Below are 18319 nucleotides of genomic sequence, written 5' to 3'. Positions count from 1 at the left end.
GTACGTGAGGGAGTTATCCACAGGGCTCCTGGAGTCCCCCGTAAGCCGGGTAGCGTGACGACGTGCCCTACTTCGACGCAGCATCGTCCGCCCCCCTGCACCCCGTCGCCCGACAGGCGTTGCTCGCCGCTCTCGACGAGGGCTGGGCCGACCCGGCCCGGCTCTACCGCGAGGGCCGGCGGGCCCGGCTGCTGCTCGACGCCGCGCGCGAGGCCGTGGCCGAGGCCGTCGGGTGCCGGCCGGACGAGCTGGTCTTCACTCCTTCGGGGACGCGGGCGGTGCACTCGGGCGTCGCGGGCGCGCTCGCGGGCCGCCGCCGGGCGGGCCGGCAGCTGGTGGTCTCGACCGTGGAGCACTCCTCCGTACTGCACGCGGCGACGGCACACGAGGAGCAGGGCGGTACGACGGTGCGGGTCCCGGTGGGGCGTGCCGGGCGGGTGGACGCGGCGGAGTTCGCCGGGGCCCTCGGTCCGGAGTCGGCGCTCGCCTGTCTGCAGTCCGCCAACCACGAGGTGGGGACCGTGCAGCCGGTGGAGGAGGTGGCGCAGGCGTGCCGGGCGACCGGGGTGCCGCTTCTGGTGGACGCCGCGCAGTCGCTGCCGTGGGGGCCGGTCGGGGGCGACTGGTCGGCCCTTGCGGCGAGTGCGCACAAATGGGGCGGGCCGCCCGGAGTCGGGCTCCTTGTCGTACGGAAGGGGGTGCGGTTCGCCGCTCAAGGGCCCTCGGACGAGCGGGAGTCCGGGCGGGCGCCGGGCTTCGAGAATCTGCCGGGGATCGTCGCGGCGGCGGCCTCGCTGCGGGCCGTGCACGCCGAGGCGGCTCAGGAGGCCGCGCGGCTGCGGGAGTTGACGGAGCGGATCAGGGCGCGGGTGCCGGAGCTTGTGCCGGATGTGGAGGTGGTGGGCGATCCGGAGCGGCGGCTGCCGCATCTGGTCACCTTCTCCTGTCTGTATGTCGACGGTGAGGCGCTTCTGCACGAGCTGGACCTGGCGGGCTTCTCGGTGTCGTCGGGCTCCTCGTGCACGAGCTCCACGCTGACGCCGAGCCATGTGCTCCGGGCGATGGGAGTGCTGAGCGAGGGCAACGTACGGGTGTCGCTGCCGGTCGGCACAGGGGCGGAGGACGTGGAGCGGTTCCTGGCGGCGCTGCCGGAGGCGGTGGCGGCGGTGCGGGAGAAGCTGGGGGCTCCGGTGGCGAGACCTGCCGTGGTCCCGGGCGAGTCGCTCGTCCTCGATGTGCTCGGAAAGCTGTGTCCGATCCCGGTGATCGAGCTGGGCAAGGTCATCGGTGACGTGCCGGTGGGCGGCACGGTCACGGTGCTCTCGGACGACGGCGCGGCCGGGCTCGACATCCGGGCCTGGTGCCATATGCAGGAGCAGGAGTTCGTGAGCGAGGAGCCGGCGGACCGCGGTACGGCTTATACGGTCCGCCGGGTCTCCTGAGTCACGTTCGGGGCCGACTCACCGGGTCCGGGTCAGACCAGGTGCTCCTGGACCTCGGCGGCGGCCTCGTGGCCGTACGCCTTGGTGAAGCGGTCCATGAAGTGGGCGCGGCGCAGGGTGTACTCCTGGGTGCCGAGGGTCTCGATGACCAGGGTGGCGAGCATGCAGCCGACCTGGGCGGCGCGCTCCAGGCCGACGCCCCAGGACAGGCCGGAGAGGAAGCCGGCCCGGAAGGCGTCGCCGACGCCGGTCGGGTCGACCTTCGAGTCCTCCTCGGGGACGCCGACCTCGACGGGGTCCGCGCCGGCGCGCTCGATGCGCACGCCGCGGGCGCCGAGGGTGGTCACGCGGTGGCCGACGCGGGCGAGGATCTCCTCGTCGGTCCAGCCGGTCTTGGACTCGATGAGGCCCTTCTCGTACTCGTTGGAGAAGAGGTACGTCGCGCCGTCCATGAGGTTGCGGATCTCGTCGCCGCCCATGCGGGCGATCTGCTGCGAGAAGTCCGCGGCGAACGGGATGGAGCGGGTGCGGCACTCCTCGGTGTGGCGGAGCATCGCCTCGGGGTCGTCGGCGCCGATCAGGACGAGGTCGAGGCCCCCGACGCGCTCGGCGACGGAGTGCAGCTCGATGAGGCGGGCCTCGCTCATGGCTCCGGTGTAGAAGGAGCCGATCTGGTTGTGGTCGGCGTCCGTGGTGCACACGAAGCGGGCGGTGTGCAGGACTTCGGAGATGCGTACGGAGTCGGTGTCGACGCCGTGCCGGTCGAGCCAGGCGCGGTACTCCTCGAAGTCGGAACCCGCGGCCCCGACCAGGATCGGGCGGGTGCCGAGCTGCCCCATGCCGAAGCAGATGTTGGCGCCCACGCCTCCCCTGCGTACGTCGAGGTTGTCGACCAGGAAGGAGAGGGAGACCGTGTGCAGCTGATCCGCGACCAGTTGGTCGGCGAATCGGCCGGGGAAGGTCATGAGGTGGTCGGTGGCGATGGAGCCGGTGACTGCGATACGCACGGCGTATGTCTCCTGCGGGAGAGGCTGCGGTGGAGATTGACAGTTCACGCTATCGGGTCGACACCCCTTCCCTGAACCGCCAAAACTACCCGATAGTAGACCTTTTTCTGCGGGGTTCCGCGTGCGTACGGTGCGTATATGTCGAAGCACACCGCCATGCCGGATCAGTCCGAGCTCACGCTGAAGCAACTGCGGGGTGACTGCGCCCGGATGGCTCCGCACTGGACGGCGGCGCACGAGGCCAGGCCGCAGCCCGTCTCCCCGGCCAGCATCCACGGCGTGGTCGTGCCGGGGACGTCGGCCCGGCTCCTGGACGCGATGTCCGACTACGGCGACCGGCCGGCCTGACCGGCGCGAGCTGACCGGCGCGAGCGGGAACCGTGCGCCCCCGAGGCCCGTCCCACCGACAGTCGCCCCCGTTCGGGGAGTCGGCGTGGACGAAGGAGCGATGCGGTGGGCAGCGAGGAGACGCACGAGGGCACCCGTCGGCGGCGGCCCGGGATCGTGGCCGCCTCGGTGGCGGCGGCGGTGCTGCTCGCCGGTGGCGGCGGCGCGTATGTCGCGGCGAACGCCTCGGGGGGTTCCGGCACGCCCGCGGCCGATGACACTCCTCCCCCGCTGACCCTGGACGACGCCGCGCGGGATGTCGCACCCGGGGAGCCCGCGCCTAGCGGCGTGACGTACCGGGCGGACGGTGAGCTGCCGAAGGGCCCGGGGTCCGCGTCCGTGCACCGGCTGCGCGGCACGGTCGGCGCTGACCAGGTGGCGAGGCTCGCCGAGGCGCTCGACGTGTCCGGCACTCCGCGCGCCGAGGGCACCACGTGGAAGGTGGGCCGGGCCGGGGACGGGCCGACGCTGACGGTGGGCAAGGAAGCGCCGGGCAGCTGGACCTTCCAGGCTCATGCGGGCGGTACGGACAACTGCGTCAAGGGCAAGACCTGTGCACCGAAGGGCAGTTCGGGCTCCCAGAGCAGTTCGGGTTCCCAGAGCAGTTCGGGCTCCGGGGAGACGGATCCCGGGCCGGTGAGCGAGGAGGCCGCCAGGAGTGCCGCGGCTCCCGTGCTGAAGGCGGTCGGGCAGAGCGGTGCCGCGCTCGACGCCTCGCAGACGATGGGCGCGGTGCGGGTCGTCAACGCCGACCCGAAGGTGGACGGGCTGCCCACGTACGGCTGGTCGACCGGGGTGCAGATCGGCTCCGACGGTCAAGTGGTCGGCGGCAGCGGGAAGTTGGCGAAGCCGGTGAAGGGCGCCGCGTATCCCGTACTGAGCGCCGAGAAGACGATCGCGGAGCTGAACGAGGCCGCCGCGAGCACCGGGCCGGGAAGCGGAAGCGGTGGCTGCGCTCGGCCGGTGCCGCACTCCGAGGGCGGGGCCGCGTCGAGCGCGCCCGGCCCCGGCGGTATCGCCCCGGGCGAGCCCGCGCCCGACGGCCCCCAGCAGCCCTGCCTGCCGGAGTCGGGGGGTGCCAAGCCCGAGCCGGTCGAGGTGGCGGAGGCGACGTTCGGGCTCGCGCTGCACTTCGAGCGGGGGCGGCAGGTGCTCGTACCGTCCTGGCTGTTCGAGGTGCGGCCGGAGGGTGCCGAGCGGGCGTTCACGGTGACGCATCCCGCGGTGGACCCGGAGTACCTGGCGAAGCCTGGCGCGCCGAAGCCCGAGCCGACCGAGGACGCCGGCCCGGAGTCCAGGAACGTGCCGGTGACCTCGTACAGCGTGGACGGGCGGAAGCTGACGTTGCGGTTCTGGGGCGGGGCGTGCAGTGAGTACACGGCGCGGGCGACCGAGAGCGCGAGCGAGGTGCGCGTCGCCGTGGCCGAGAAGCCGCAGAAGAAGGGCGAGGTCTGCGTGATGATCGCCGAGGAGCGGACGGCCGAGGTGACGTTGGAGAAGCCGCTCGGCGAGCGGACCGTGGTCGGCACGAACGGGGTCGCGGTGCAGCGGAAGTAGACCGGGGCACGAGCGGCAGTAGACCAAGGCACGAGCGTGCGAAGGCGGCGCCCCCGGTGCGGGGAGCGCCGCCTTCGTCGTACGTACGTCAGTGACTCCGACGTACGTCAGTGACTCCGGGGAGCCGGCAGGCTCAGCTGAAGGAGTCGCCGCAGGCGCAGGAGCCCGTGGCGTTGGGGTTGTCGATGGTGAAGCCCTGCTTCTCGATCGTGTCGACGAAGTCGATGGAGGCACCGCCGAGGTACGGGGCGCTCATGCGGTCGGTGACGACCTTGACTCCATCGAAGTCCTTCACGACGTCGCCGTCGAGCGAGCGCTCGTCGAAGAACAGCTGGTACCGCAGACCCGAGCAGCCACCGGGCTGAACGGCGACACGCAGAGCGAGGTCGTCACGGCCTTCCTGGTCGAGGAGGGCCTTGACCTTGGCCGCGGCGGCGTCGGACAGGATGATGCCGTCGCTGACGGTGGTGGTCTCGTCCGATACGGACATCTACATCTCTCCCGGGTTGTTCGGACTGCTTGCCGACGGGTGCAACCGTCGGGGCCGCGGATTCATTCCGGGCCCGGCACGCTGTTTCCGCGTTTCCGCCTGTCTCCTCATGCTCGCACACCCTCGCCGGGCAAGGCGCCGGTGCGTGGTCCGGGAATGCGTCACATCGACACGATGGCCATCGTCAAACTGACGTGAAGCGGTTATGATAGATAGCGTCATCTTGACGAGAAGCAGGCCCGGACGGCGGGTTCTGCCCGCCGGACGAAGAAAGGGTGCGTGTCGTGACCACCGCCCACTCCCCCGTAGACCTGGCTGTCGAGCCCACACCGCTCGCCCTGCTGCTGCTCGGCCGCGAGGCCGACCCCAAGAGCGAGCGGGGCGTCGAGTGCCCGGGCGACCTGCCCTCGCCGTCCGACCCGGACCTGGTGGAGCGGGCCCGCGCCGCCAAGGAGAAGCTCGGTGACAAGGTCTTCGTGCTCGGTCACCACTACCAGCGCGACGAGGTCATCCAGTTCGCCGACGTGACCGGTGACTCCTTCAAGCTGGCCAAGGACGCCGCCGCCAAGCCGGAGGCCGAGTACATCGTCTTCTGCGGTGTGCACTTCATGGCCGAGTCGGCGGACATCCTGACCTCCGACGACCAGAAGGTGGTCCTGCCCGACCTCGCCGCCGGCTGCTCGATGGCCGACATGGCGACCGCCGAGCAGGTCGCCGAGTGCTGGGACGTGCTGACCGAGGCGGGCATAGCCGAGCAGGTCGTGCCGGTCTCGTACATGAACTCCTCCGCCGACATCAAGGCCTTCACCGGCAAGCACGGCGGCACGATCTGCACCTCGTCCAACGCGAAGCGCGCCCTGGACTGGGCGTTCGAGCAAGGGGGACCCGAACAGACAAAGGTGCTGTTCCTGCCCGACCAGCACCTGGGCCGGAACACGGCCGTCCGGGACATGGGCATGTCCCTCGACGACTGCGTGGTCTACAACCCGCACAAGCCGAACGGCGGCCTGACCGCCGAGCAGCTGCGGGCCGCCAGGATGATCCTGTGGCGCGGCCACTGCTCGGTGCACGGCCGGTTCAGCCTGGACTCGGTCGAGGACGTGCGCGCGCGCATCCCCGGTGTGAACGTGCTGGTGCACCCCGAGTGCAAGAACGAGGTCGTGGCCGCGGCGGACTACGTCGGGTCGACGGAGTACATCATCAAGGCCCTGGAGGCGGCCCCGGCCGGTTCGAAGTGGGCGATCGGCACCGAGCTGAACCTGGTCCGCCGGCTCGCCAACCGCTTCGCGCCCGAGGGCAAGGAGATCGTCTTCCTCGACAAGACGGTCTGCTTCTGCTCGACCATGAACCGGATCGACCTGCCGCACCTGGTCTGGGCTCTTGAGTCGCTCGCCGAGGGCAACCTGGTCAACCGCATCGAGGTCGACAAGGAGACGGAGAGCTTCGCGAAGCTCGCGCTCGAGCGGATGCTGGCGCTGCCGTAAATCCCGTTTCCACGGCTCGGCGCTGCCGTAAATCCCGTTTCCACGGCTCGGCGGTGTCCGTAGCGTGCGGAGGATGATCCTTCGCCCGCTGCGGGACACCGCCGACGACCTCGCTGACGTCCAACGCATCACCACCGCCGCCTTCGCCGCCCCGGGCGTCCCGCCCGAACCCCCGCCCGCACCGGCCCGGCAGGCGCGGCTCGACGCGCTGCACCGGCACTTCGTGCGCCACGATCCGGACGGGTCCCTGATCGCGTACGACGCGTCGGGCGCGCTCGGCGCCGTCGTCGCGTCCCGGCGGGAGTCCGTGTGGGGCCTCTCGCTGCTCGTCGTGGCGCCCGAGGCGCAGGGCAAGGGTGTCGGGCGGGCGCTTCTGGACCGGGCGCTGGCGTACGGCGAGGGATGTGCGCGGGGGATCATCTCCGGCTCCCTCGACCCTCGGGCGGCGCGTGCCTACTGGGCGGCGGGCTTCGCCCTGCACCCGGCGATACGCCTTGAGGGTGCGCTCGATCCGGCACGTCTGCCCACGCCGGGCGGGCCCCTGTCCGAGGGCGGTGACCCGGACTTCCTGGACGCCGTCGACCGACAGGTGCGCGGGGGCGCGCACGGGCCCGACCACGCCGAACTCCTGCGGGACTGCCGGTTGTTGACGGTGGACGCCGCGGACGGCCGGGGGTACTGCTTCATCGACATGTCGCTGCCGGACAAGGTCGAGCTCATGGGGCTCTGCGCGACCACCGATGCGGTCGCCGCGCGGCTGCTCACGGCGGCGCTGCGGGACGTGCCCGCCGGCCGGAACGTCAAGATCTCCAACGTCACCGCGGAACAGCGCTGGGCCGTCGACATCGCCCTGACGGCCGGGCTGCAGCCAGAACCGGGCGGCTACCTGTGCCTGCGCGGCATGCGCCCGCCGGTGGGGTTCGTGCCGACGGGGAAGTACCTGTAGGTACGCGAAGGGGGCGCCCCTCTCCGGCAGTTGACCGGAGAGGGGCGCCCCCTCGTGCGTAGGACCGTCCGCCTCGTGCGTGCGACCGTGCGCCTCGTGCGGACGACCCGTGCGTACGACCCGTGCGTACGACCCGTGCGTACGACCCGTGCGCCTCGTGCGTACGGCCGTCCGTCAGACCTTCGCGGGCTCCGGCTCGTCCGTGTTCGACTCCGGCGCGGCCTCGGGCTGCTCCGGGACGCCCGCCTTCTTGGCGCGCCTGGCCGCCTTCTTCTTCGCGCGGCGCTCCTTGCGGAGTTCGATCATCGCGTAGAGCGTCGGCACCAGGAGCAGCGTGAGCAGCGTCGACGTGACCAGGCCGCCGATCACCACGATCGCGAGCGGCTTGGCGATGAAGCCGCCGTGTCCGGTGACGCCCGCCGCCATCGGGGCGAGCGCGCAGATCGTCGCCAGGGCCGTCATCAGGATCGGGCGGAGGCGGTGGCGACCGCCCTCGATGACCGCTTCGACGGTGCCGTAGCCCTTCTCGCGGTACTGGTTGATCAGGTCGATCAGCACGATCGCGTTGGTGACCACGATGCCGATCAGCATCAGCATGCCGATCATCGCCGGGACGCCCATCGGGGTGCCGGTGGCGACGAGCAGCCCGATCGCGCCGGTGGCCGCGAACGGGATGGAGACCAGCAGGATCAGCGGCTGCACCAGGGACTTGAAGGTCGCCACGAGCAGCATGAAGACGATCGCGATCGCCGCGAGCATCGCCAGGCCGAGCGAGGCGAAGGCCTCGTCCTGGTCCTCGGAGACTCCGCCGATGGACACCGTGGCACCGTCCGGCAGCTCCTTCTCAAGGTCGTTCAGCTTGGTCTGGAGCGCGGTGCTGACCGCACCCGTGTTGTCGCCGGTGGGCCGCGCCGTTATCGTCGCGGCGCGGGCGCCGTCGATCCGGGTCATCGAGACCGGGCCGTCGACCAGCTTCACCGTGGCGATGTCGCCGAGCTCGACCCGGCCGAGCCGCAGGTTCCGCAGCTCGTCGAGGGTCTCCGCGGGCCTCTCGGACTTCACGACGACGTCCCGCTCGGTGTCGTCGAGCACGGCCTTGCCGCTGGGGGTGCCGCGCACGGCCTGGGCGACGGCCTGGCCGAGCGTGGTGTCGTTGAACCCGGCCGCGGCGGCCTTCTCGTTGGCCTTGACCGAGATCCGCGGCACCGACTGCGACAGGTCACTCTGCACGTCGGTGACGTCGTCAAGCTCCGCGACCCCGTCCCTGACCTGCTCGGACGCCTTCTTCAGTACGTCGGCGTCGGCGGCCTTGACGACCACGCTGAGGTCCTGCCCCGCCATGGGGTCGCCGCCCGCGATGCGGGTCTCGCCGATGCCGTCGAGGGCGCCGAGCTCCCGCTCGATGGCGTCGCCGGTCTTCTTGTAGTCGGCGTCCTCGGTGAGGGTCACCTGGTACGAGGCCTGGTTGCTGTCGGTGCCGCCACCGAAGGCCGCCATGAAGCCGGACGAGCCGATGGTGACCTGGTAGTCCTTGACGCCGTCGATCCCGGCGAGGGCCTTCTCGACCTTCCCGGCCGCCTCGTCGGTCGCGGCGAGGCTGGTGCCGGGCTTCAACTCCTGCTTGATGGAGAGGACTTCCTGCTCTCCCTGGTCGAAGAAGTTGGTCTTCAGCATCGGCGCCATGCCGAACGTGCCGACCAGGACCACGACCGCGATCAGCAGGCTGGTGAAGCGGCGCCGGGTGGCGAAGCGGAGCACGGGCACGTACAGCCGCTGCAGCCAACTGCGGGCCTCCTTCTCCTCGGCCTTGCGGCGCGCCTCGTCCGGGTCGAGCTCCGCGGTGCCCTTGGGGGCGCGCAGGAACCAGTACGAGAGCACCGGCACGACCGTCAGGGAGACGATCAGGGAGGCGAGCAGGGCGGCCGTGACGGTCAGCGAGAACGAGCCGAACAGCTCGCCCACCATGCCGCCGACCAGGCCGATCGGCAGGAACACCGCGACCGTGGTGAGCGTCGACGAGGTGACCGCGCCGGAGACCTCCTTGACCGCGCTGAGGATCGCCTCCTTGCGCTCCTCGCCGTAGCCGAGGTGCCGCTTGATGTTCTCCAGGACCACGATCGAGTCGTCCACGACCCGGCCGATCGCGATGGTCAGGGCGCCGAGCGTGAGCATGTTCAGGGACAGGTCGCGCGTCCACAGGACGATCAGCGCGAGGACGACCGAGAGCGGGATGGAGACCGCGGTGACAAGCGTCGAGCGGATCGACGTGAGGAAGACCAGGATGATGACGACCGCGAAGGCCAGGCCGAGCGCACCCTCGGTGGTCAGGCTGGAGATCGACTTCGAGACCGCCGGGCCCTGGTCGGAGACCACGGTCAGGTCGGCGTCGGCGCCCAGGTCCTCGCGCAGGTCCGGGAGTTCGGCCTTGACCTCGTCCGAGATGTCGACGGCGGAGCCGTCCTGGTCCATGGTGACGACGACGGCGAGGCTGGGCTCCCCGTTCGTACGGGTCAGCGAGGTGGCCGCGGCCTCCTGCTGCTCGACCTCGGCGACGGAGCCGAGGCGTACGGGCTTCTTCGGCTGCCCCTGGGAGGCGCCGGGTGCCGCCTCCGGCGCGACCATCAGGTCCTCGACCTGCTTCAGGGAGGTGAAGCCGCCGCCGACCTGGACGGTGCGGTTCTTGCCCGCCTCGTCGAAGGAACCGGCCGGGACCGACGCCCCGCCCTGCTGCAGCGCCTGCACCAGCGCGCCCGGCGTGAGGCCCGCCCGCGCCAGCTTCGCCTCGTCCGGGGTGACCGCCACCTGCAGGTCGCGCACGCCGTCCACCGAGACCTGGCCGACGCCGTCGATGTCCTTGAGCACGGGTACGACGCTGCGCTCCAACTGGTCGGCGAGCGCCTGCTGGTCGGTGCCGTCGGCGGACGCGGCCAGGACGACGGTGGGTATGTCGTCCGTGGAGCCCGCGACGACCTGCGGGTCGACGTCCTGCGGCAGCTGGGCGCGGGCCCGGTTCACGGCCTGCTGGACGTCGGCGACGAGCTGCTTGGAGTCGCTGTCGCCGTAGTCGAACTGGGCCATGACCAGGGCGTTGCCCTCGCTGGCGGTGGCGGTGATGCCGGTGATGCCGTCGACCGCCTCGATGGACGACTCGAGCGGCTCGACGACCTGCTTCTCGACCACGTCGGGGGACGCGCCCTGGTACGGGGCGATGACGGAGACCATCGGGAGTTCGATGGACGGGAGCAGCTGCTGCTTGAGCTGCGGGACGGCGATCGCGCCGAAGGCGATCGCGACGATCGAGATCAGCCCGATCAGGGCCCGTTGGGCGAGGCTGAATCTTGACAGCCAGGACATGGGTGAGGGTCTCTCTTCTGTGGCTTGCGCGGCAGGAGAGGGCGCAGCCTGCGCCCGACCCTTCAACCCTCGGTCATGCCGGGAGCGGTATTCCTCGCTCCCAGGTCCCCTTCCTTATCCGGCGCATACTGCGAGCGCAGTACGACCCTTCGGGGCTCAGTCCACCCTCGGACGTACCAGCCCCGATTCGTACGCGATGACGACGAGTTGCGCCCGGTCGCGGGCGCCCAGCTTGGCCATGGCGCGGTTCACATGGGTCTTCACGGTGAGCGGGCTGACGGTCAGGCGCTCGGCGATCTCGTCGTTGGAGAGGCCGCCCGCGACCTGCACGAGGACCTCGCGCTCGCGCCCGGTGAGGGCCCGCAGGCGTTCCGCGTGGGCCCCGCCCGTCCCGTCGCCGTCGTCCGAACCGCCGCCCTGGGCGAGGAACTTGGCGATCAGGCCCTTGGTCGCGGCGGGCGAGAGCAGCGCCTCACCGGCGGCGGCGACGCGGATGGCGTTGAGCAGCTCGTCGGGCTCGGAGCCCTTGCCGAGGAAGCCTGAGGCACCGGCGCGCAGCGACTGCACCACGTACTCGTCGACCTCGAAGGTGGTCAGCATGACGACGCGGACCCCGGCGAGATCCGGGTCGGCGCTGATCCTGCGGGTCGCGGCGAGGCCGTCCGTACCGGGCATGCGGATGTCCATGAGGACGACGTCGGCCCGTTCGGAGCGGGCGAGTGCGACGGCCTCGGCGCCGTCGGAGGCCTCGCCGACGACCCGCATGTCCGGCTCGGAGTCGACGAGGACCTTGAAGGCGCTGCGCAACAGGGCCTGGTCGTCGGCGAGCAGCACCCTGATGGTGGTCATGCGGTCTCCCCCGTGGTGGCCGGGCGGTCGGTGGCCGGGCGGTCGGTGGCCGCGCGGTCGGCAACGGGCAGGATCGCATGGACGCGGAAGCCGCCGCCGTAGCGGGGTCCTGCCGTGAGGGCGCCGCCGAGTGCGGAGACGCGTTCGCGCATGCCGAGCAGCCCGTGGCCGCCGCTCCTCTCGGCGGGCTCGTCCGCGCCGGGCCCGTCGTCGATGACGGTGATCTCCACGTTGCCGCCGACCCGGATGACGCTCAGCTCGGCCTTGGCGTCGGCGCCCGCGTGCTTGTGCACGTTGGTCAGGGCTTCCTGGATGACGCGGTACGCGGCCAGGTCCACGGCGGCGGGCAGCGGGGTGTGCTCGTCGGCGCAGGCCACTTCGACGGGGATCCCGGCGTTCCGGAAGCCGTCGACGAGGTCGCCGAGCCGGGCGAGGCCCGGCGCCGGTTCGGTGGGCGCCTCGGGGTCGCCGGTCTGCCGCAACAGGCCCACGGTGGCGCGGAGTTCGTCGAGCGCGGAGCGGCTGGCCTCGCGTACGTGCCCGAGCGCTTCCTTGGCCTGGTCGGGCCGCTTGTCCATGACGTGCGCGGCGACGCCCGCCTGGACGTTGACGAGGGCGATGTGGTGGGCGACCACGTCGTGCAGGTCGCGGGCGATCCGCAGCCGCTCCTCGGCGACCCGGCGGCGAGCCTCCTCCTCGCGGGTCCGCTCGGCGCGTTCGGCCCGCTCGCGGATGGCGTCGACGAAGGCCCGGCGGCTGCGCACGGCGTCCCCGGCGGCCGCGGCCATGCCGGTCCAGGCGAAGACGCCGAGGTTTTCCTGCGCGTACCAGGGCAACGGACCGGTGAGCATCGCGGTGCCGGTGAGCAGGGTCATGGTGAGCAGGCCGACCCGCCAGGTGGTGGGCCGGTCGGTGCGTGCGGCGACGGTGAACAGGGCGATCACGGCACACATCGCGACGGGCGCCCGCGGCTCCCCGGTGATCACCTCGACGAGGGACACGGCGACCGTGGCGGCGAGCACAAGCCACGGGCTGCGGCGCCGGAAGATCAGCGCGACGGAGCCGGCGAGCATCAGGGTGATGCTCGGCCCGTCGGGGCTCCGCCCGAAGTACGGCCCGCGCGGACCGTGCGGTTCCACGAACGATCCGAGCAGCATGCAGGCGAGTACGGCCAGGGCGAGGCCGGCGTCGAAGGCCAGCGGGTGGGCCTTCTGCCAGTCCCTGGCGCGTACGAGGGTGCTCACGTCGGGCAACGGTACCGGTGTCGCGCCCCGACAGGGGCGCGGGGAACTGCGCGACCAGCCACGACGGCGGGCGGGCTGGAATCAGACCGCAGGGGGGCCGGGCGCCAGCCCGAGACCGCGCAGGGGGACCGGGCGCCAGCCCGAGACCAGACCGCGGGGGGCCGGGCGCCAGCCCGGGACCACACCACAGGGGAACCGGGCGCCAGCCCGAGACCAGACCACAGGGGAACCGGGCGCCAGCCCGAGACCACACCACAGGGGAACCGGGCGCCAGCCCGAGACCACACCACAGGGGAACCGGGCGCCAGCCCGGAACCAGACCGCAAGGGGCCGGGCGCCAGCCCGAGACCAGACCGCAAGGGGCCGGGCGCCAGCCCGAGACCAGACCGCAAGGGGCCGGGCGCCAGCCCGAGACCAGACCGCAGGAGACCGGGCCTCAGCCCGGGATCAGGCCGTCGTCGCTGAGCATCTCCCTGACCTCTTCCAGCGTCGCGTCCGGCGCCGGAAGGATCAGTTCGGAGGGTTCCAGGGCGTCGTCGGGCAGTGGGGTCCCGAGCTCGCGGACCTTGTCCAGGAGCGCGTGCAGGGTGGTGCGGAAGCCGGGACTGTCGCCGCGCTCCATCTCCGCGAGCAACTCGTCGTCCAGCTTGTTCAGTTCGGCGAAGTGGCTGTCCGCCAGCTCCACCTGCCCCTCCCCCATGATCCGTACGATCATGACGCTCTCCTCAGAGTCAGGGTTCCGTACGCGGCCTGGTGCTGCCTACTGCTTGTCGAAGCGGGGCGTGTCCTGCTGCGGCCGGGCCTGCGCCTGGTCGTCGCCGCCGCCCTCGATGGCCTGCTGGGAGGGGCCGGTGCCCCCGGCCAGCTCGGCCTTCATGCGCTGCAGCTCCAGCTCCACGTCGGTGCCGCCGGAGAGGCGGTCGAGCTCGGCCTGGATGTCGTCCTTCGTCGAGCCGGACTGGTCGTCGAGGGCGCCGGAGGCGAGCAGCTCGTCGATGGCGCCGGCGCGGGCCTGCAGCTGGGCCGTCTTGTCCTCGGCCCGCTGGATCGCCATGCCGACGTCGCCCATCTCCTCGGAGATGCCGGAGAAGGCCTCCCCGATCCGGGTCTGGGCCTGGGCCGCCGTGTACGTCGCCTTGATCGTCTCCTTCTTCGTACGGAAGGCGTCGACCTTGGCCTGCAGGCGCTGGGCGGCGAGCGTGAGCTTCTCCTCCTCGCCCTGCAGGGTCTGGTGCTGTGTCTCCAGGTCCGTGACCTGCTGCTGGAGGGCGGCGCGGCGGGACAGCGCCTCGCGCGCCAGATCCTCACGGCCGAGCGCGAGCGCCTTGCGGCCCTGGTCCTCCAGCTTGGACGACTGCGACTGGAGCTGGTTCAGCTGCAGCTCGAGGCGCTTGCGGGACGTCGCCACGTCCGCGACGCCGCGGCGCACCTTCTGCAGCAGCTCCAGCTGCTTCTGGTACGAGTAATCGAGGGTCTCGCGCGGGTCCTCGGCCCGGTCAAGGGCCTTGTTCGCCTTCGCGCGGAAGATCATCCCCATACGCTTCATGACACCGCTCATGGGCTTCGCGCGCCCCCTTCTGACAGATCCGACCGGCCGTTCCAGCTCCAGCACTGCGACAGAACCCAGCCTACGGGCCCTTCCTCCATTACCGCACTGTTCGAGCGCCGATCGACTCCTCCCCAAGGACGAGTGACGAGGCCGCCGCTCCGGCGTAGGGAGTAGACGATCCCGGACGAGATGATCAGTGCGGCAAAGTTCTGGAAGGTCCCGTTCCATCCCGTTGCCGTTGTCTTTCAGGACGTCCGCCGTTGCCGGATCGTTCCCGACCGGGCTGTGGTCCGCACCGGCTACCCCGTACCCTTGGGTTTTGTGTTCCGTAGCCGTTCCAAGGATGAGAAGGCCCCGAGCGCCAAGGCGCCGGTAGCCGACTCCACGCAGCCCCGCGACCCGCAGGCACCCAAGGGTCGCCCCACCCCCAAGCGCAGCCAGGCCCAGTCGCAGCGCCGCAGCGTGGCGAGTACGCCGACGAACCGCAAGGAGGCGGCGAAGCGGCAGCGCGAGGCCCGCCGTGCGGACATGGCGCGCCAGCGCGAGGCGCTCGCCAGTGGCGACGAGCGCTATCTGCCGGCGCGCGACAAGGGCAAGGTGCGCAAGTTCGCGCGCGACTTCGTCGACTCGCGGTTCTGCATCGCCGAGTACTTCCTGCCGATGGCGGTGATCATCCTCGTCCTGAGCATGCTGCGGAATCCGCAGCTGCAGAACATCGCGCTGCTGCTCTGGCTGGTCGTGATCCTGCTGATCGTCGTCGACTCGATCTTCACAGCGATCCGCCTGAAGAAGCAGATCCGCGAGCGCTTCCCGGACGAGCCGAAGCGCGGCGCCGTCGCGTACGCCCTGATGCGCACGCTCCAGATGCGCCGACTGCGTCTGCCTAAGCCGCAGGTCAAGCGCGGAGAGCGGCCCTGAGCGGACTCGGTTTCGAGGGGGGCGCGGCCGGCTGGCTGAAGGGCCTCGGCGGGCTGCGGAACGTCGTACGACAGGAGCTGGTCGCGCGCCAGCTCGACGAGCAGATCGCTGCCCGCTTTCCCGTCGGGCAGCGGCTGCGCGTCCTCGACGTCGGCCTGGGCCAGGGCACGCAGGCGCTGCGGCTCGCCCGTACCGGGCACCGGGTCACCGGCATCGAGTCGGACGCCCGGATGCTGGCCGCCGCCCGCGCGGCGCTCGCCGGTGAGCCGGAGGGCATCCGCGCGCGGGTCCGCCTGATCGAGGGCGACGGCCGTGACACCGGGGTGCACTTCCTGCCCGGCTCCTTCGACGTGGTGCTCTGCCACGGCGTCCTGATGTACGTGGACGAGCCGGACGGGATGCTCGCCGGTCTGGCCCGGATGCTGGCCCCGGGCGGGCTGCTCTCGCTGCTCGTGCGGAACGCGGACGCGCTCGCGATGCGGCCCGGCCTGTCCGGCGACTGGCCGGCGGCGCTCACCGCGTTCGACACCACCGTGTACACCAACCGGATCGGCCTCGAAGTGCGCGCGGACCGCCGTGCCGCCCTGACGTCGACGCTCGCGGGCATCGGCGCTCCGCTGCACGCCTGGTACGGCGTACGGGTCTTCACGGACACGGCCCCCGACGACGCCGAGCTGCCGCCGGAAGCGGAACTCGCGGCGCTGCTCGCGGCGGAGGAACGCGCTGGACGTACGGATCCGTACCGGTCGGTGGCGGCCCTGACGCATCTGTGCGGGGTTCGGGGCTGAACGCCCGCGAACCCGTCTTTCCGGAACGCCCAACTCCCCTTCTGCCGTGAGCAGTAGGGGAGTTCGTGTGTCAGTGGGGTGGGGCAGGATGGCGTGCGTGATCAACCAGCAGCCGAATCCGTATCAGCAACCGAACCAGCAGCCGTACCAGCCACCACCGCAGCAACAGCAGCAGCAGCAGCAGCAGCCGTACGCGTACCCGCAGCAGCCCTCCCCGTACGCGCAACACCCGCCGCCGTATCAGCAGCCGCCCGCGCGGTCCGTGCCGTCCGTGCCGTCCGTGCCGGAGGAGGTCGGGGACTTCCGGCGGTTGTTCGCTGCCCTGGTCGACGGCTTGATCGCGCTCTTCGGCGGTCTCAAGCTCGCGGAGCTGCTGACCGAGGGCGAGAGCGTCGGGACCTTCTGGGGGTACCTGGTGGGGCTCGTCCTCGGGATCTCCTTCGTGCACCACGTGTTCGGGGCGCTGATCTTCCGAGCGAGCGTGGGCAAGTTTCTCTTCACCACGCGCGTGGTGCGCTCCGAGGACTGCGGACGGCCGCGCTTCTGGCAGACCGTCCGGCGCTGGCTGCTTGGCCTGACCTGGCTCCCGATGCAGCTGCCCCTCAGCCTGATATCGGGCGAGGGCGAGCCGTACGACGACGACCACTGCGGGCTGCGCTACGTGCGCAGCAAGGATCTGCGCTGACCGCCCCCGCGCGGGCAGACGGTCAGCGCCCGGTCCGGGCCTACTCCTGCGCCGCTTCCTCCGCGTGCAGGCTCATCGGCCCGTAGATCTCCGTGCTGTCCTCGAAGAGCCGCACCTGGTCGGTGCCGCCGTCCGCGAGGTCCTTCCAGACCTCGCCGATCCAGGACTCCGCGTCGCCCTGCGTCGTGAACTCCTCGGGCTGGACCGACGGTTCCACCTCGGTACCGTCGGACGTCTCGAACCGCCACGTCCACGCCGCCATGTCAGCCTCCCAGGTGCTGGTCCAAGATCCGACTGCTGGCTGCAGCCTATCCGGGCGCGCAAGACCGTCTCGAACGCGGCAGGATCGTCCCCGTGGAACTGACACTGCTCGGCACCGGCGCCCCCGACGGGCTGCCCCGCCCCGACTGCCCCTGCGCCGCCTGCGCGAGCGCCCTCGGCGACGATGTGCGCGCCGCGACCGCGCTCCTCGTGGACGGCGTGCTGCTGCTCGACCTCACGCCGGGAGCGGCGTTCGCGGCCGCCCGCGCGGGCCGCTCGCTCAGCGGCGTACGCCAGGTGCTGCTCTCGCACCCCCAGGAGGGCCCGGCGCTCGAACACCCGGCGGGACTGCCCACCGCGGGGCGGGTGCCGGAGGGACGCGAGCTGGCGCTGCTCGACGGGCACCGGGTGCGGGCGCTCGCGATGGACGCTCCGGGCACCGGGTACGAGGTGACGGGGCCCGGTGGGGAGCGGCTGCTCTACCTGCCGCCGGGCTGCGCGCCCGCGGGCCTGAACCATCCGGCGCCGTACGACATGGTCCTGGGCGATGTCGTCGGGCGGCCCGACGCGCTGGCGCGGCTGCGCGCGGCCGGTGCGGTGACCGCCACGACGGATGTGCTCGCGGTGCACCTCGACCACGACGTGCCGCCCGGCGCCGAGCTGCGCCGCCGGCTCGCCGCGGCCGGGGCGCGGGCCGTGCCGGACGGCACGACGGTGGTGGTCGGCGAGTTCCACGCCGTACCGGACCTGCCGCGGCGCACGCTCGTGCTCGGCGGGGCGCGTTCCGGCAAGTCCGTCGAGGCGGAGCGGCGCCTGGAGTCCTTCCCCGAGGTGGTGTACGTCGCGACCGGCGGGAGCCGCGAGGGCGATGCGGAGTGGGCGGCGCGGGTCGGCCTGCACCGGGAGCGCCGGCCGGGCAGCTGGCGTACGGAGGAGACCTGCGAGCTGGTGCCGCTGCTCGACGCGGACGGGCCGCCGCTGCTCGTCGACTGCCTGTCGCTGTGGCTGACCGACGCGATGGACCGGGTCGGCGCGTGGGACGACGACAAGTGGGCGGCGGGCGGCGAGCGGGCCCTGCGGGAGCGGGTGGCGCAGCTGGCGGAGGCGGTGCGGGCGACGCGCAGGACGGTGGTCGCGGTCTCCAACGAGGTCGGCTCCGGCGTGGTGCCCGCGACCGCGGCGGGCCGCCGCTTCCGCGACGAACTCGGCCGTCTGAACGCGGCGTTCGCGGCGGAGTGCGAGTGCGTACTCCTGGTGGTGGCGGGCCAGGCGGTGACGCTGCGCGGCTGAGGGCGCGCGGCGGCTGGCGGCGGCGGGCGGGGGGGGGGGGGGGGGGGGCCGCGCGCCGCCGCCCCCCC

General features: G+C 72.0%; 17 protein-coding genes. 9 read left to right on the top strand and 8 right to left on the bottom strand.

Going from position 1 to position 18319, the window contains the following annotated elements:
* The first annotated feature begins 62 nt into the window (after positions 1 to 62).
* Complete coding sequence (locus QIT00_RS30165; RefSeq protein WP_282538612.1) at positions 63 to 1442, top strand: cysteine desulfurase/sulfurtransferase TusA family protein; 1380 nt, start codon at positions 63 to 65, stop codon at positions 1440 to 1442.
* Positions 1443 to 1474: 32 nt separating this feature from the next.
* On the opposite strand, the gene QIT00_RS30160 is transcribed toward QIT00_RS30165, so the two are convergent.
* Positions 1475 to 2449, bottom strand: coding sequence for a carbohydrate kinase family protein (locus QIT00_RS30160; RefSeq protein ID WP_282538611.1), 975 nt, complete (start codon positions 2447 to 2449; stop codon positions 1475 to 1477).
* Positions 2450 to 2587: 138 nt separating this feature from the next.
* Here QIT00_RS30160 and QIT00_RS30155 point away from each other — a divergent pair, with 138 nt between their 5' ends.
* Together QIT00_RS30155 and QIT00_RS30150 are read left to right on the top strand one after the other, a co-directional pair.
* Positions 2588 to 2797, top strand: coding sequence for a hypothetical protein (locus QIT00_RS30155; RefSeq protein WP_282538610.1), 210 nt, complete (start codon positions 2588 to 2590; stop codon positions 2795 to 2797).
* A gap of 105 nt (positions 2798 to 2902) precedes the next feature.
* Complete coding sequence (locus QIT00_RS30150; RefSeq protein ID WP_282538609.1) at positions 2903 to 4393, top strand: hypothetical protein; 1491 nt, start codon at positions 2903 to 2905, stop codon at positions 4391 to 4393.
* Between the two features lie 133 nt (positions 4394 to 4526).
* Here QIT00_RS30150 and QIT00_RS30145 read toward each other — a convergent pair whose 3' ends face one another.
* Complete coding sequence (locus QIT00_RS30145) at positions 4527 to 4883, bottom strand: HesB/IscA family protein (RefSeq protein WP_282538608.1); 357 nt, start codon at positions 4881 to 4883, stop codon at positions 4527 to 4529.
* A gap of 275 nt (positions 4884 to 5158) precedes the next feature.
* Here QIT00_RS30145 and nadA point away from each other — a divergent pair, with 275 nt between their 5' ends.
* The gene (gene nadA, locus QIT00_RS30140; protein ID WP_282538607.1) at positions 5159 to 6367 is read left to right on the top strand and encodes a quinolinate synthase NadA; all 1209 of its coding nucleotides are present in this window, start codon (positions 5159 to 5161) and stop codon (positions 6365 to 6367) included.
* A 73-nt stretch (positions 6368 to 6440) separates the two neighbouring features.
* Positions 6441 to 7313 (top strand): GNAT family N-acetyltransferase, encoded by an 873-nt coding sequence (locus QIT00_RS30135; protein WP_282538606.1) that lies wholly within the window; start codon positions 6441 to 6443, stop codon positions 7311 to 7313.
* Between the two features lie 174 nt (positions 7314 to 7487).
* Here QIT00_RS30135 and QIT00_RS30130 read toward each other — a convergent pair whose 3' ends face one another.
* The 5 genes from QIT00_RS30130 to QIT00_RS30110 all read right to left on the bottom strand — a co-directional run bounded on the left by QIT00_RS30130 (position 7488) and on the right by QIT00_RS30110 (position 14318).
* Positions 7488 to 10667, bottom strand: a complete 3180-nt coding sequence (locus tag QIT00_RS30130) for an efflux RND transporter permease subunit (RefSeq protein WP_282538605.1) — start codon at positions 10665 to 10667, stop codon at positions 7488 to 7490.
* A 156-nt stretch (positions 10668 to 10823) separates the two neighbouring features.
* A complete protein-coding gene (locus QIT00_RS30125; protein ID WP_282538604.1) occupies positions 10824 to 11516 on the bottom strand; it encodes a response regulator in 693 nt (230 codons plus the stop codon).
* A complete protein-coding gene (locus QIT00_RS30120) occupies positions 11513 to 12760 on the bottom strand; it encodes a sensor histidine kinase (protein ID WP_282538603.1) in 1248 nt (415 codons plus the stop codon). The genes QIT00_RS30125 and QIT00_RS30120 overlap by 4 nt, the downstream gene beginning before the upstream one ends.
* Before the next feature lie 436 nt (positions 12761 to 13196).
* Positions 13197 to 13475 (bottom strand): PspA-associated protein PspAA, encoded by a 279-nt coding sequence (gene pspAA / locus QIT00_RS30115; protein WP_282538602.1) that lies wholly within the window; start codon positions 13473 to 13475, stop codon positions 13197 to 13199.
* A 45-nt stretch (positions 13476 to 13520) separates the two neighbouring features.
* Positions 13521 to 14318 carry a PspA/IM30 family protein gene (locus QIT00_RS30110; protein WP_282538601.1) on the bottom strand — a complete coding sequence of 266 codons (798 nt, stop codon included), beginning with the start codon at positions 14316 to 14318 and terminating at the stop codon, positions 13521 to 13523.
* A 312-nt stretch (positions 14319 to 14630) separates the two neighbouring features.
* On the opposite strand from QIT00_RS30110, the gene QIT00_RS30105 reads away from it, so the two are divergent.
* The 3 genes from QIT00_RS30105 to QIT00_RS30095 all read left to right on the top strand — a co-directional run bounded on the left by QIT00_RS30105 (position 14631) and on the right by QIT00_RS30095 (position 16700).
* A complete protein-coding gene (locus tag QIT00_RS30105) occupies positions 14631 to 15227 on the top strand; it encodes a DUF3043 domain-containing protein (RefSeq protein ID WP_282538600.1) in 597 nt (198 codons plus the stop codon).
* Positions 15228 to 15280: 53 nt separating this feature from the next.
* Complete coding sequence (locus QIT00_RS30100) at positions 15281 to 16015, top strand: class I SAM-dependent methyltransferase (protein WP_282538650.1); 735 nt, start codon at positions 15281 to 15283, stop codon at positions 16013 to 16015.
* Positions 16016 to 16112: 97 nt separating this feature from the next.
* Positions 16113 to 16700, top strand: a complete 588-nt coding sequence (locus QIT00_RS30095; RefSeq protein ID WP_282538599.1) for an RDD family protein — start codon at positions 16113 to 16115, stop codon at positions 16698 to 16700.
* A gap of 40 nt (positions 16701 to 16740) precedes the next feature.
* On the opposite strand, the gene QIT00_RS30090 is transcribed toward QIT00_RS30095, so the two are convergent.
* Entirely contained in the window at positions 16741 to 16962 is a 222-nt protein-coding gene (locus QIT00_RS30090) for a hypothetical protein (RefSeq protein WP_282538598.1), read from the bottom strand.
* Positions 16963 to 17054: 92 nt separating this feature from the next.
* On the opposite strand from QIT00_RS30090, the gene QIT00_RS30085 reads away from it, so the two are divergent.
* Positions 17055 to 18251 (top strand): bifunctional adenosylcobinamide kinase/adenosylcobinamide-phosphate guanylyltransferase, encoded by a 1197-nt coding sequence (locus QIT00_RS30085; protein ID WP_282538597.1) that lies wholly within the window; start codon positions 17055 to 17057, stop codon positions 18249 to 18251.
* The last annotated feature ends 68 nt before the right edge of the window (positions 18252 to 18319 follow it).

The organism is Streptomyces luteolus (assembly GCF_029968015.1).
Lineage (GTDB): Bacteria > Actinomycetota > Actinomycetes > Streptomycetales > Streptomycetaceae > Streptomyces > Streptomyces luteolus.
This window is presented reverse-complemented; position numbering and strand designations above follow the sequence as displayed.